A 15,471-nucleotide genomic window follows, 5' to 3' on the forward strand; every position below is an offset into this window, starting at 1 on the left:
TAATTTATATATATAAAGATGAAATATGATAATTATATATAAATTAGGGAATATAATAATGTATAGGACATCTGGGGGGGATGAAAATGGACTTAAACAAATTAATTACTCTAATCGAAAATAAAAAGCACAATGAGTTATATAGGATGTTTTCTAAAAGTTTTAAGCGCTCTATTAGTAAACGCATGTTAATGGAAACATTAGATCTATATATGAAATATGCGAAGAAACATACTTTGTATGTGGATATAGGCAATGAAAAGAGTGGCGAAAAAATTTGGCTAGATGAATACCAAAATTATGGTGTTTTCGTGTTATTGGAAAATGATATTATTTATAGTTTAATACTGAAACCCCTCTATTATTTTAAAGATAAATGGACGAAACAGACTTATGATCTTCCTATTAAAGATGAATGGCTAATATATTGGGGTGGAGATAACGAATTATTCAATTATCACTATAACTACGAAACGCAACGTTATGCATACGATTTAGTCAAACTAGTTAATGGTAAAACGATGTATGATGGTGGTCAATTTTGTTCAAATTATTATAGTTTTGGGGCGAATGTGATTGCACCGATTTATGAAGAGGTTGTTAAAGTGGTGAACCATATCAATGATAATACGCCTGGAAACACAAATGAGAGTGAGCCATATGGAAATTATGTAATGATGAAGCATGGCGATCATGAGTATAGTGTTCTTGCCCATTTAAAGAGGGATTCGATTACTGTACATGAAGGGGATTTAATATATGCGCAAGAAGTGATTGGCCAGTGTGGCAATTCAGGAAACTCTACCGAACCTCATTTACACTTTCAAGTTATGAATGCCCCTGACTTGGAAAATGGTCAATCATTGAAGATTCAATTTAAAGATTATAATAATCCTATTAAAGGTGAAATATTAAAAATTGATTGATGGAAATTACTCGATTGAATGTCGAGTAATTTTTTTATGTTATAAAACCCTTGATATCAAAGGTGTTACGCACAATACGCTTTTACTTAATTTCATTATGCATAATATAATTATTAATTTTATTGAAGTTTAATTAATAAAAATAAATAAATACAGTTTATCAAAGTTTAAATACTAACATAAGTTTTTGACATAATGAACATATTATTTATACAAATAATTTATAAATGAAAAGTATGTGAATAAAATGCAGTTTCCATTTACTTAACAGAAAATTAAAATTACGATGGCTCCGTAAGTTGCTTTTTCAAAAATTTATAGGAGGTTACGAGATGAAAAATTTTTCAAAATATGCACTTACAAGTATCGCAGCACTTACGGTTGCAAGTCCCTTTGTCACTATGGATGGCCATGCTAAAGACAAGTCAGTAAAACAAGACATTGATGCGAAGGTTACTCAACAGACTGACGCACCAAAAGCACTTAAAGCATTGCCCGGTTCAGAAAACGTTAAGAACCATTATAAAGACTATGTTGTCACTGATGTAAAAAAAGACAACAAAGGATTTACGCACTACACTTTACAACCTAAGGTAGGTAACGTCTTTGCTCCTGATGAGGAGGTTAAAGTACATGTGAATACTGAAGGTAAAGTTGTATTAATTAACGGTGACACAGATGCGAAGAAGGTGAAACCAACTAATGAGGTGTCGATCAACAAAGAACAAGCATCTAAAAAAGCGTTTGAAGCAGTTAATCTTAATCCTAAAAAAGCGAAAAATATGAAAGAAGACGCCGTCAAAAAAATAAAGTAGAAATCGATGGTAAAACAAATAAGTATGTTTACAATGTAGAATTGATTACTACAACACCTAAAATTTCACATTGGAATATCAAAGTTGATGCAGAAACTGGTGAAGTTGTTGATAAACTTAATCTCATCAAAGAAGCAGCGACGACAGGTACCGGTAAAGGTGTACTTGGTGATACGAAACAAATCAATATCAATAGTGTAAATGGAGGATATGCGTTACAAGATTTAACGCATCAAGGACAATTAGCAGCTTACAATTATAGTGATAACACTGGCCAAAATTCGCTCATCAAAGATAACGATAAAAACTTCACAGATGATAATCAACGTGCTGGTGTTGACGCTAATTACTACGCTAAACAAGTGTATGACTACTATAAAGATACTTTCGGTCGTGAATCATATGATGATAGAGGAAGTTCAATTATCTCTCTAGCACACGTAAACAAATTCCAAGGTTCTGATAATAGAAATAATGCCGCATGGATTGGCGATAAGATGATATATGGGGATGGAGACGGACGAACATTTACAGCACTATCTGGCGCGAATGACGTTGTAGCTCATGAAATCACGCATGGTGTAACCCAAGAAACAGCGAATCTTAATTATCGTAATCAATCAGGTGCTTTAAATGAAAGTTTCTCAGATGTCTTCAGTTACTTTGTCGATGATGAAGATTTCCTAATGGGTGAAGATGTTTATACACCAGGACAAAATGGAGATGCACTAAGAAGTATGTCCAATCCAGAACGATTTGGTCAACCATCTCACATGGATGATTACGTAAATACACAATCAGACAATGGTGGTGTACACACTAACTCCGGAATTCCTAACAAAGCAGCTTACAATACAATACGTAGTATTGGAAAGGGTAAAGCACAACAAATTTACTACAGAGCGCTCACAGAATATTTAAGTTCAAATTCAAACTTTAGTGATGCTAAAGAAGCGCTGTATCAATCAGCTTTAGATTTATATGATAAAAACACAGCTAACCAAGTAGCAGATGCATGGGACGACGTTGGTGTATAAATAATTGAAACTTTAAATCAGCCATAAACAATCTATCAACGAACATAATCAACGCCTTAATAAACAAGAATTAATGTTAAACACTTACAAATATTAAACGCCTTAATAAATGATGATCAAACAATGTTTGGCTTCATGTGGCCCTTACTCTAACAGTAGAGTAGGGGCTTTAAAATATTCTTAGGGAGGAGACTGCGGGTTGTCTAGCCGAAGTGAGACGGCAGTCTATTGATTGAAACTATTAATAGATATTCTTAACTCTACCTAACCTTTTTGTTCTATCTTATAAATGTTATAAAGAGTGAAAGAGACAATACATATGAGGGGTTATAAACATGAATGATCCAATGAAAGATTTTAATTTAAGAGACGTTATAGGAATATTGATTATGGGATTCGTTAGTTTTTTAAGTTGCCTTTACTAAGTGTCGTATTATTAGCATTGCTTATGATTATTGTGACATCTTTTATAAATGAAAAATTATGCTCTAAAAGCAATATTACTAGGAGAGAAGAGGATGAAAAAGATAAAACATCTTGAAGTTATTGATATTCTGTTAATCATTATTAGTTTATTAGTCGTTTTAATTGGAGTTTTGCAGATATTTAATTTAATACACGTATCACCAATCATTACGTTAATACTTCTTATAATCATTGTCGTACTTAATCTGTTTAAGTCATTGGATGAACATAAACATTCCAAATAGAAAATATGATGTTAGGAGGTAAGAAGTGCGTAAATTATTAAAGAAGTTAACTAAAAAAGATTTCATATTGATTGTCATTTTATTTATAGTTGCAGTGATGTGCTTCTTAAATACCTTTGACATAGTAAAGCTGTCAGAAAGTCAATCTAATTATGTTGCCACTATTTTTACCATTATCGTTTTTATTAGTTTAATTCGAATAAATAAGAAAGATAAACACGATCAATGATAGAAAGTTTTAGGAGTTGATTGAGGTTGAATAAATCTGAGCAAGGTCTGAATATTATAGATTTCATTTTATTTACACCACTAATAATTCTTTTCTTCATTAATATTTTAATATTCACTCATTTGATTCACGTACCTGCATTTTATTCTAACTTATTATCAATTATTAATTCGGCTTTATTAATGATTGGATGGATTAGAATGATTTATAAAGATAAGACATCTTAGACATTGTACAATTGATTGTTCAATGTCAGTTATACATTAAAGTGATGTATGGTACTACCTGTGTTACTCAATATTTGTCACAAAATTTTACATACTTTCTCATATATTTTTAACATTAGAATAATAAATTATTATTAAATAAAAAGAATTATTAAAGTTTAAATGAATTTAAATTAGATTTAGTGAGGAGTTTATCATTTAATGAAAAAGAGTAAACGTCAGGATTTAGTAACCATGATTGTTAAACAAAATCACATCTATAAAAAAGCAGATATCATTGATTATATTGATGATCACTTTGGCATTCGTTATAGTATGACAACCATTGCGAGAGACTTGAGAGAACTTAATATTTTTCGTCTGCCAGCTGAGAGCAAACAATTTGAATACAAAATTTTAAATAATCAATCGCAAATCGACGCTAAAATTAAGCTAGATGATTATTTAGAAACAGAAGTCATTAGTACCGTGATTAAAGAATCATATATACTTATAAAGACGTCACCAGGATTTGCGCAAAGTATCAATTATTATATTGACCAATTACAACTTAAAGAGATTGTTGGTACTATAAGTGGCAACGACACTATTATGATACATACTCATTCTAAAGCAATGGCTGAATATGTGTATTACAAAATATTCAATCATAATTATTCATAATCTCTCATATCTGAATAATGAATAGATAGGCCTGGTAAACGTATTACATGCGTTTGCTAGGTCTTTTATATTACTAAAGTTATTAATTCGCATATTGACTAACTATTCATTTAAGTGAATAAAAAACTTTTTATCGAAACATTCATTATTTAATATTAGCTGAATATTCATTTTCTATACGAAATAACAATACAAAAATGTATAAACAATCATATAAATGTATTGAATAACCAAATTGTACAAAACTTTCTACATTGAACTTGTGAATATAATCACATAAATGTATGTGAAATCACTATATACTCATGTTGAAGTTACAGAAAAGGAGGAAATGAATATGGCAGATGGACCCATTCAAGTAAACAGTGAAATTGGTAAACTTAAAACCGTTTTACTTAAACGTCCAGGTAAAGAGTTAGAAAATTTAGTTACAGATTATTTAGGTGGTTTACTATTTGACGATATTCCTTATTTGGAGGTTGCTCAACAAGAGCACGATCGGTTCGCCAAAGTGTTACAAGATGAAGGAGTAGAAGTACTATACTTAGAGAAACTTGCTGCAGAAAGCATTGAAGATTCAGATATTAGAGAACAATTCATCAATGATGTGTTAGCAGAATCTCGTAAAACAATTATTGGTCATGAGAAGGAAATAAAAAATTATTCTCAACATTATCTAATCAAGAGTTAATTGATAAAGTTATGGCTGGTGTGCGTAAAGAAGAGATAAAATTAGAATCTACGCATTTAGTTGAGTATATGGATGACAAGTATCCATTCTATTTAGACCCAATGCCTAACTTATACTTCACTCGTGACCCACAAGCATCAATAGGTCGAGGTATGACAGTGAATCGTATGTTTTGGAGAGCTAGACGTAGAGAATCAATCTTCATATCATACATTTTAAAACATCATCCTCACTTCAAAGATGCGGATGTTCCGGTATGGTTAGACCGTGATTGTCCTTTCAACATTGAAGGTGGGGACGAACTTGTACTTTCTAAAGAAGTACTAGCAATTGGAATATCAGAACGTACGTCAGCTCAAGCTATCGAACGCTTAGCACGACGTATATTTAAAGATCCGTTATCCACTTTTAAAAAGGTAGTAGCAATTGAGATTCCAACTAGCCGTACATTTATGCACTTAGATACAGTTTGTACAATGATTGATTATGATAAGTTCACAACACACTCTGCAATCCTTAAAGCTGAAGGTAATATGAACATTTTCATTATTGAAAATGATGAAGCTAGTGATGACATCAAAATCACTCATTCAAGTCACCTTAAACGAACATTGGAAGAAGTACTTGGTGTTGATAATATCGAGTTAATCCCAACTGGTAATGGTGATGTGATTGATGGTGCACGTGAACAATGGAATGATGGTTCGAACACATTATGTATCCGTCCAGCTGTAGTAGTCACATATGATCGTAACTATGTATCAAATGATTTGTTAAGAAAACGCGGTATTAAAGTAATTGAAATTCCTGGAAGCGAACTTGTTCGCGGACGTGGTGGCCCAAGATGTATGAGTCAACCATTATTCAGAGAAGATTTATAGAATCGTATTCAAACACCTGTTATAGTGTAGTTGAAATCGATTTCAATTTAAAAGCTTATCATATTAAGTTTTGAAGGCGCTGATGATTTACGCTGCGACTAATTAGATGAAAGGGGCGTATATTATGGAAAAATCCGGAAATCATTTGACTTAAAAGGAAGAACACTACTTAAAGAATGTGATTTTACCAAAGAAGAATTTGAAGGTTTAATAGATTTTGCCATGACGTTAAAAACGTATAAACAACAAGGCACACCGCATCGTTATTTAGAAGGTAAAAACATTGCATTACTTTTTGAAAAAACGTCTACACGTACGCGTGCTGCATTCACAGTCGCATCTATTGATTTAGGTGCACATCCTGAATTTTTAGGAAAAAATGATATACAATTAGGAAAAAAAGAATCTGTTGAAGACACTGCGAAAGTATTAGGCAGAATGTTTGATGGTATAGAGTTTAGAGGTTTCTCACAAGAGAAAGTAGAACAACTTGCAGAATTCTCTGGTGTACCAGTTTGGAACGGATTAACAGATGATTGGCATCCAACACAAATGTTGGCAGATTTTATGACAGTAAAAGAAAACTTCGGACATCTTGAAGGCATTAATTTGACTTATGTCGGTGATGGACGTAACAACATGGCACATTCATTAATGGTAGCTGGTGCGATGCTTGGTGTAAATATTAGAATTTGTACACCACAAGCACTAAGTCCTAAAGATGCTTAATGTAGAAATTGCTAGAGATTGTGGCTCTAAATATGGTGGTTCCGTGTTAGTCACTGATAGGATCGAAGAAGCAGTTAAAGATGCCGATGTTATTTATACAGATGTATGGGTATCTATGGGCGAAGAAAGTGAGTTTGAAGAACGCATTAATTTATTGAAGGACTATCAGGTCAATAAAGCGATGTTCGAATTAACTGGTAAAGACAGTACAATCTTCTTACATTGTTTACCAGCATTTCACGATACACAAACAGAATACGGTCAAGATATATATGATAAATATGGCCTCAGTGAAATGGAAGTTACTGATGAAATCTTTAGAAGTGAGCACTCTAAAGTATTTGATCAAGCCGAAAATCGCATGCACACAATTAAAGCTGTTATGGCTGCTACACTAGGCTAGATTAAATCAACACAACATCATGAGGAACTATAGACTTACAACATACAAAACAAATTGAGCCACTCCAAGTGTATGAAGTCAAATGAGTGATTGTGTTTATCATATTCGAGCAGTGATGAATCAAGATTAAACGTTCATCATCATTAAGTCGTTACGAATTGACCGTTATCAATCCGTCCGTAGTCACATGTTTACTAACCCATTTAATGTAACGGTCGTAACTATCTTTCACACCTTTCCACAACACCCACTCTCGCATACTGACTTAATGAAAGGATATGAATGAAAGAAAATACACTATTGGTTTCAGCACAATGATAACAATTAGAGGGAAAAGTAAGTCTATAGATTCCTACTTCTAAAGGAGAAATGAATATGAGCGAACAAGGAGAAAATAAGTTAAGTCGATCATCATTGATAGGTCTTGTAATAGGATCAATGATAGGTGGCGGTGCATTCAATCTCATGTCTGATATGGGAGGACAAGCTGGTGGTTTAGCCATTATTATAGGATGGGTTATCACAGCCATAGGCATGATTTCATTAGCATTCGTTTTCCAAAACCTTACAAATGAACGACCGGATCTTGATGGCGGTATATACAGTTATGCCCAAGCTGGTTTTGGCGATTTTATCGGCTTTGCAAGTGCATGGGGATATTGGTTCTCTGCATTTTTAGGGAACGTCGCGTACGCAACATTACTAATGTCTTCCGTCGGTAACTTTTTCCCAATTTTTAAAGGTGGTAACACATTCCCAAGTATACTCGTTGCTTCAATTTTATTATGGGGTGTTCACTTTTTAATACTTAAAGGGGTAGAAACTGCGGCGTTTATTAATAGTATTGTTACGGTTGCCAAGTTAATACCTATTTTATTAGTCATTATATGCATGTTAGTCGCCTTTAATTTTGAAACTTTTAAAGAAGGATTCTTCGGAATGAATGCACATGGTGCACTACCATTTAACTTTGGAGACACAATGTCTCAAGTGAAAAGTACAATGCTCGTCACTGTATGGGTATTTATTGGTATAGAAGGTGCTGTCGTCTTTTCAAGTCGTGCCAAACGTAAGAAAGATGTAGGTACTGCAACAGTAATAGGATTAATTTCAGTGTTACTCATCTATTTCTTATTAACTGTATTAGCACAAGGTGTCATCATTCAAAACCATATCTCTCAATTAAACACACCATCTATGGCACATGTCCTTGCTTACATCGTAGGAGATTGGGGTTCAACACTTGTAAACATCGGACTAATTATCTCAGTTTTAGGTGCATGGTTAGGTTGGACACTACTTGCCGGAGAGTTGCCTTTTATCGTTGCGAAAGATGGATTATTCCCGAAATGGTTTGCTAAGGAAAATGAAAACGGCGCACCAGTCAATGCATTATTAATCACTAACATATTAGTTCAAATTTTCTTGATTAGTATGTTGTTCACTGACAGCGCGTACCAATTTGCATTTTCATTAGCATCTAGTGCCATTTTATACCCATATATGTTCAGTGCCTTTTACCAAGTTAAGTACACTATTGAACATAAACAACACGCGACACCTAAACAATGGACAATAGGTATACTCGCCTCACTATACGCAGTATGGTTGGTCTATGCTGCAGGATTTGATTATTTATTATTAACAATGTTGCTTTACATTCCTGGTCTTATCGTTTATTCAATCGTTCAAAAAAATAACCAAACACGCTTAACACGCATTGACTATATCTTCTTCACTATCATTATCATTCTATCTATTGTTGGACTTATACGACTATGTAGTGGCGCGATTAACGTGTTCTAGAAAAAGGAGCGAACTGTTATGGATAAAAAATTGTCATCGCATTAGGTGGTAATGCGATTCAGACGTCTGAAGGTTCAGCAGAAGCACAACGACGGGCTATTCGTATGACCATGCAAACACTTAAACCACTATTTCAATCCGATAATGATATTGTCATTTCGCATGGTAATGGTCCTCAAATAGGTAATTTATTGATTCAACAATCTCAATCTGATAGTGAACAAACGCCCGCTATGCCACTTGATGTATGTGGGTCTATGACACAAGGTATGATAGGCTACTGGTTAGAAACAGAAATTAACCGTGTACTATCTGAGATTGGCAGTGACAGAGCTGTCGGTACTATTATTACTCGTGTAGAAGTCGATAAAGATGATCCGAGATTTGATCGACCAACTAAACCGATTGGTCCATTTTACACTGAAGAAGAGATGCAAGAATTGAAAGAAGCACAACCTGAGGCTATCTATAAAGCAGACTCAGCTGGTCGGGTTATAGAAAGGTTGTAGCATCACCTTTACCAATTTCAATACTTGAACATAAATTGATAAGTACACTTGTTGAACAAAAAAATATCATCATTGCATGTGGTGGTGACGGTGTACCTGTTATTAAGAAAGATAATACTTATGAAGGTGTCGACGCCGTCATTGATAAAGACTTCGCTAGCGAGAAGTTAGCTGCCTTAATTGATGCGGATACGCTAATGATTTTAACCAATGTAGAGCACGTGTATATTAATTTTAAAGAACCTAATGAAGAAAAGTTAACAGATATTGATGTTGAAACTTTGAAACGTTACGCGAAAGAGGGTAAATTCGCTGAAGGATCAATGCTACCTAAGATAGAAGCGGCGATTGATTTCGTTGAAAGTGGGGAGCATAAAGAAGCGATCATCACTAATTTGGAAAATGCTTATCAAGCGTTCGACAAGCAAGCAGGTACACATATTCATAAATAATGAATGATTATGCTATTGGACATTTATGAACGATGGCCCCCTAATCAAAAAATATAACATCTTTGAAGCGGTTCTTCTTTGACACTTCCCCCGTTAACAACTTGCAAAAGATGTTTGGTTGTTCCTCTATCCAATAGCTTAGGTAGTAAGGAGTTTATGTTATGGCTGGAAATCAAATGTTTTGTAGAGAAAATGAACTTGATGAAAGTTTTAAACAATTAGCGTCATATATTCATATACCTGTAGGTGTCTTACTTCCATTTAAAAGCCAATGCTTTGTGAGACATTATAGTAAGGGTCAGGTTATTTACTTTTCGTCAGATGAAACGACGCATATCTATTTATTAATAGAAGGGAATATAATGAGAGAAAACTTTAATCTTAATGGTGATGTATATCGCTATTTAAATAGAGAAAAAGTGTTATTTCCCTTAAACAATTTATTTCAAGATAAGGCGCCAAATGAAATGTGCACCGCATTGACGAATTGCGAAGTGATTGGCATACCTAAAGATTTAATTGAATATCTTTGTAAAAATCATGAAGATATCTTTGTAAGGTTATTTGAATTGTTGAGTGCAACGCAATGCCAACACATTGAGTATAATATGGCGTTAACCAGCAAGCTTGCGAAAGAACGCGTAACAAAGATATTACGCTATCTTTGCCAAACAGTTGGTTATGATAATGATGAATTTTATGAAATTAAGCAATTCATGACGATACAACTGTTGAGCGATATGGCCGGTATATCTAGAGAAACCACAGGTCATATCATTAATGAACTTCGAGAGGATAAAGTTCTATTCAAAAGTAATAAAAACTGGTTAATCAGCAAAGATTTATAATGACACTTAAAAAATTTACTAATATAAAAATAATACGTTGAAACGCTAAGTATTCTGAAATAAAATTGAAATTCAAAAAAATAACACCAAAAACAAATTTCATATATTTTGTGAATTATTAATAACATTTTAATTAACTCTTTTATATAAAAAGAAATTGTAGTATTATATTCTTTGTGATTATATAAATCACAAAATTTTTTTAGGAGAGAAGTAATTTGAGAAAAAGAATGGATTTCGTGCCTAACAGGCACAATAAGTATGCCATTAGAAGATTTACAGTAGGAACGACATCAATATTAGTTGGTGCAACATTAATATTCGGAGTGAATCATGAAGCTAAAGCGGCTGAGACTTCAACTGAATTAACTCAGGCACAAGCGGATGAAGATTGTTCGGGTATTACTGATCAAGGCCAGCAAGAAGAAATGTTAACAGAAACTCAAAACACACAAAACGACTATAACGAGCAACAACCAACTCAGCAAATAGACAACGATTGTATTATTGATGAAGTTCCTATGAACGAAGTTGAATATAGTGATGATGCATCATCCAAAGCCCAAGAAGAAGATGCTACATCATTAGAAAATGTTTCAACAGATATTAACACACGTAATACGGAGAATGAATCAGTTGACGCCCAATCAACTGATAACTGCATTGCAAATGAACAAACTTTTGACAACGAATCAGTGCAAGAACAAACAGATAACCAAGTGAACAACGACAATAACATAGATGAATTACAAAAAACCCAAGAATATGAAACTCAAGAAGAAAATAATGATGCAAATCAATCATTGTCAGAATCAGCAGACTGTGAAAATGGTATTCAAGCAGGTTCTAACAATTACGATATAGAAGCAATAAGTGGTGTTTCCGAAAATAATAATGATAATTTAGATAATTCATCTGATGTCTCAGCTAATGGAGACGTTGCTGAAAATGTTTCAGCTTTAGATAGCAACTCAGATTGCGATTTATACGCGGATCGTAGCTTAGACTATGACACTGACTCAACAAGCTATGATTACAACACAGATAGTGGTTACGACACAAACAGTGAATATAATACTGATAGTGATTACAACACAGATAGTGATTACAACTCAGACTGTGATTATAGCTCAGATAGTGATTCAGGCTTAGATTATGATTCAGATTCAAGCTATGATTCAGACTCAAGCTACGATTCAGACGCAAGCTATGATTCAGACGCAAGCTATGATTCAGACACAGACTGTGATTACAACTCAGACTGTGATTCAGACTCAAGTTATGATTCAGATTCAGACTATGATTCAGATTCAGATAGTGATTTAGATTCAGATAGCGACTCAGATTCAGACAGCGACTCAGAGTCAGATTGTGATTCGGACTCAGATTGTGATTCGGACTCAGATAGCGACTCAGATTCAGACAGCGATTCAGACTCGGGTTGTGACTCAGATTCAGATAGCGACTCAGATTCAGACAGTGATTCAGACTCAGACAGCGATTCAGACTCAGATAGCGACTCAGATTCAGACAGCGACTCAGATTCAGATAGCGACTCAGATTCAGACAGCGACTCAGACTCAGATAGTGATTCAGACTCAGATAGCGATTCAGACTCAGACAGTGACTCAGACTCAGATAGCGATTCAGACTCAGATAGTGACTCAGATTCAGATAGCGATTCAGACTCAGACAGTGATTCAGATTCAGACAGCGACTCAGACTCAGACAGTGACTCAGACTCAGATAGTGATTCAGATTCAGACAGCGACTCAGACTCAGATAGTGACTCAGATTCAGACAGTGGCTCAAATTGTGATTCTGGTTCAGAACATAAGGTACCAGTAGTACCAACACAATATCATGAAATGACATCACATCATGATTCAAACCATCATTATAATAATCTAGTGATGGAGCAGCATCATAAGCAAGAACTACCAGATACTGGTTATGATGTGGCAAATAATGGTACGTTATTTGGAGGTATTCTTGCAGCATTAGGATCATTACTTTTAGTAGGAAGCAAACGTAGAAGTAAGAAATACTAAACCATCATTTACTATTTAATCTTTAAACCCGAGCTTTGGTGCTCGGGTTTTTCTATGAAATAAAACAAAGTAAATGTAAAATAGAATTGAACACGAATGAAGGAGTGAAGCACATGGCTTTAATGACATTGAATTATAGTTCACCGACAATAGGTATGCATCAAAATCTTACAGTCATCTTACCGGAGGACTCAACTTACTTTGATAGCTCCACTTCACCTAAACAACTTAAATCATTATTACTTTTACATGGTTTGTCGAGTGATGAAACAACTTATGTGAGATACACAAGTATTGAGCGATATGCTAATGAACATCAGCTCGCAATTATTATGCCTAATGTAGATCATAGTGGTTACGCTAATATGGCCTATGGTCATAGTTATTATGACTATATATTAGAAATATATGAGTATGTACATCAAATTTTGCCACTCTCTAAAAAACGTGAAGATAATTTTATCGCGGGACATTCAATGGGTGGTTATGGAACGATTAAATTTGCGCTTACCCAACCAGATAAATTTTCCAAAGCAGCACCATTGTCTGCTGTATTCCAAGCGCAAACTCTCATAGATTTAGAGTGGATAGATTTTTCTGCTAAAGCTATCACTGGAGAGAATACTGATATTAAAGGTACAAATCTAGATACGTATCATCTTTTAGAACAAGCAATTGTTTCAAATGCGCAATTACCAGAACTTCTTATTATGTGTGGAACTGAGGATTTCTTATATGAAGATAATTTAGAATTTATTCGCACGCTTGATGAAAAAGGTATTAGTTATACATTCGAGGACAGCCCGGGTGAGCATAATTATGCATTTTGGGATAAGGCAATCAAAAGGGCTATTGAGTGGTTTGTAGAATAATTCAAGTTGAATATTAAAATTCAACGATTATCTAAATATATTGAAATTTATATGAACTCAAAGCGCTTTCAGTTTGAAAATTCTACTCCGTGGTAGACACACATATCGTATTAAGTATGACTCTAAAGATTTTGTCAGTCGCTACTCTTATTTTCTTGAAATTGATATAAAAGATTATATAATTACGCAAAGATATTTAGTTTATAACCGTAGTAATCTTATTTCCTAGAAAATAATTTATTTACCCCGTGTCATAATTAATTTGACGCGGGGTATTTGTATTTAAGATTTTTACCTTGGAAAATTCAAAACCAAACAACTAAACCTAACTTTTAAAATGTAAAGAAAATGTAAAATTTTATAGAAAACTTAAAATAATTTACATTATATTGTTTTAAAATCTTGCTAAGTTTAAAATAAGAGTAATATATTAAATGTTTTGAAGATTGGATTTTTAAACTAGGAGTGACGCCATTGCTGAAATATTATATTTCTACAGTTATATTCTTTATTGCGTTTTTATGTGTAAGTGGATTAACCTTAGCTACTAATCTAGAGTCAGAAGCATCGGTTGTAGCTGTAGGTGATAATTTGATTCACCCTGAAGTCTATAATGATGCGAAAACAGGTAAAAATAGTTTTGATTTCAAACCTATGTATGAGCCTGTTAAAAAAGATATTCAAAACGCCGATATTGCATATGTTAACCAAGAATCTCCACTTGGTGGCGATGATAGACCTTATCATGGATTTAAGCGTTTTAATACACCAAGTAGTGTGGCTCAGGACTTAGTAGATACAGGCTTTAACTTTGTAAATGGCTCTAATAATCACGCAATGGATTAAGGTGAATCGGGTATCAATAACAGTATACATACATGGGATAAATTTAAAGACAAAGTTTTATTTACAGGTGTTTTTAACTCTCAAGAAGCTCGAGATAATATTCCAACAAAAACAGTTAATGGTATAAAAGTATCAATGTTAAGTTATACATTTGGCACTAATGGTATTAAACCTTCCCATCCATACACAATTAATACATTTGATGAAACACAAATTAAAAAGGATGTTAAAGAAGCTAAAAAACACAGTGATGCTGTGATTGTATCGGCTCACTGGGGCAATGAAGGTCATCATAAAGAAAATAAAACTCAAGAAAAATATGCAAAAGTCTTTGCAGATGCAGGAGTAAATGTAGTTTTAGGAATGCATCCTCACGTTATCGAGCCGGTGAAATGGGTGAAAGGGAAAGATGGCAATAAAACACTTGTTGCATATTCACTTGGTAATTTTTTAAATGGCCAAGCTACAGGTAACGAAAGCAATGATTTATTAGGTCGTCTTAATTTTAAATTAGTTAAAAATGCAAAAGGCGTCAAAGTGGAAAACGTTAAATGGAGAAGTATGGTCAATCATTATGAATTAGCCAATGTATATGATAAGAATTCTAAAAAAGATTTTAAAGTTTATCCATTACATGACTATACGGATAAACTAGCAGAGAAGCATGGCTTGCATTACGTTAATGGGGCAAATATGACTAAAGAGAGATTACAAGAAATCACTAAAGAAGTCATTGATAAAGAATTTTTAGATGATGAAAGCTTATAGAAGATAAA

General features: G+C 33.7%; 7 protein-coding genes and 7 pseudogenes. All 14 read left to right on the forward strand.

The genetic code is table 11. From position 1 onward, the window contains the following. The first annotated feature begins 86 nt into the window (after nt 1–86). The 14 genes and pseudogenes from V6C74_RS01115 (at nt 87) to V6C74_RS01180 (ending at nt 15,463) form a co-directional block, all read left to right on the forward strand. Nucleotides 87–926: a M23 family metallopeptidase gene (locus V6C74_RS01115; protein WP_016898532.1), complete on the forward strand. Its 840-nt coding sequence runs from the start codon at nt 87–89 to the stop codon at nt 924–926. A gap of 332 nt (nt 927–1,258) precedes the next feature. Further along, nucleotides 1,259–2,778: pseudogene (locus tag V6C74_RS01120) on the forward strand (M4 family metallopeptidase). A gap of 735 nt (nt 2,779–3,513) precedes the next feature. Continuing rightward, nucleotides 3,514–3,717 (forward strand): hypothetical protein, encoded by a 204-nt coding sequence (locus V6C74_RS01125; protein WP_002454155.1) that lies wholly within the window; start codon nt 3,514–3,516, stop codon nt 3,715–3,717. A 26-nt stretch (nt 3,718–3,743) separates the two neighbouring features. After that, the gene (locus V6C74_RS01130) at nt 3,744–3,944 is read left to right on the forward strand and encodes a hypothetical protein (RefSeq protein ID WP_002454154.1); all 201 of its coding nucleotides are present in this window, start codon (nt 3,744–3,746) and stop codon (nt 3,942–3,944) included. Between the two features lie 201 nt (nt 3,945–4,145). Beyond that, nucleotides 4,146–4,607, forward strand: a complete 462-nt coding sequence (locus V6C74_RS01135; RefSeq protein ID WP_002454153.1) for an arginine repressor — start codon at nt 4,146–4,148, stop codon at nt 4,605–4,607. A gap of 337 nt (nt 4,608–4,944) precedes the next feature. Beyond that, a pseudogene (gene arcA / locus V6C74_RS01140) lies at nt 4,945–6,179 on the forward strand (arginine deiminase). 132 nt (nt 6,180–6,311) lie between these two features. Continuing rightward, nucleotides 6,312–7,311: pseudogene (gene argF / locus V6C74_RS01145) on the forward strand (ornithine carbamoyltransferase). Between the two features lie 375 nt (nt 7,312–7,686). Beyond that, entirely contained in the window at nt 7,687–9,117 is a 1,431-nt protein-coding gene (gene arcD, locus V6C74_RS01150; protein WP_002454148.1) for an arginine-ornithine antiporter, read from the forward strand. Between the two features lie 29 nt (nt 9,118–9,146). Then, nucleotides 9,147–10,078: pseudogene (arcC, locus tag V6C74_RS01155) on the forward strand (carbamate kinase). A gap of 161 nt (nt 10,079–10,239) precedes the next feature. Continuing rightward, entirely contained in the window at nt 10,240–10,926 is a 687-nt protein-coding gene (locus tag V6C74_RS01160) for a Crp/Fnr family transcriptional regulator (protein WP_023351014.1), read from the forward strand. Nucleotides 10,927–11,156: 230 nt separating this feature from the next. After that, nucleotides 11,157–11,267 (forward strand): annotated as a pseudogene (locus V6C74_RS01165) (YSIRK-type signal peptide-containing protein); the annotation flags it as partial. Between the two features lie 627 nt (nt 11,268–11,894). Then, nucleotides 11,895–12,977, forward strand: a pseudogene (locus tag V6C74_RS01170) (LPXTG cell wall anchor domain-containing protein); the annotation flags it as partial. A gap of 113 nt (nt 12,978–13,090) precedes the next feature. Beyond that, nucleotides 13,091–13,849: an alpha/beta hydrolase family protein gene (locus tag V6C74_RS01175; RefSeq protein ID WP_002454143.1), complete on the forward strand. Its 759-nt coding sequence runs from the start codon at nt 13,091–13,093 to the stop codon at nt 13,847–13,849. A gap of 465 nt (nt 13,850–14,314) precedes the next feature. Next, nucleotides 14,315–15,463, forward strand: a pseudogene (locus V6C74_RS01180) (CapA family protein). Nucleotides 15,464–15,471 lie beyond the last annotated feature (8 nt).

The sequence above is a fragment of the Staphylococcus capitis subsp. capitis genome (genome assembly GCF_040739495.1).
Lineage (GTDB): Bacteria > Bacillota > Bacilli > Staphylococcales > Staphylococcaceae > Staphylococcus > Staphylococcus capitis.

Coding starts and splice junctions, on each gene's coding strand:
- arcD (WP_002454148.1), top strand. CDS start 7,687: ATGAGCGAACAAGGAGAAAATAAGTTAAGTCGATCATCATTGATAGGT.
- V6C74_RS01160 (WP_023351014.1), top strand. CDS start 10,240: ATGGCTGGAAATCAAATGTTTTGTAGAGAAAATGAACTTGATGAAAGT.
- V6C74_RS01115 (WP_016898532.1), top strand. CDS start 87: ATGGACTTAAACAAATTAATTACTCTAATCGAAAATAAAAAGCACAAT.
- V6C74_RS01175 (WP_002454143.1), top strand. CDS start 13,091: ATGGCTTTAATGACATTGAATTATAGTTCACCGACAATAGGTATGCAT.
- V6C74_RS01135 (WP_002454153.1), top strand. CDS start 4,146: ATGAAAAAGAGTAAACGTCAGGATTTAGTAACCATGATTGTTAAACAA.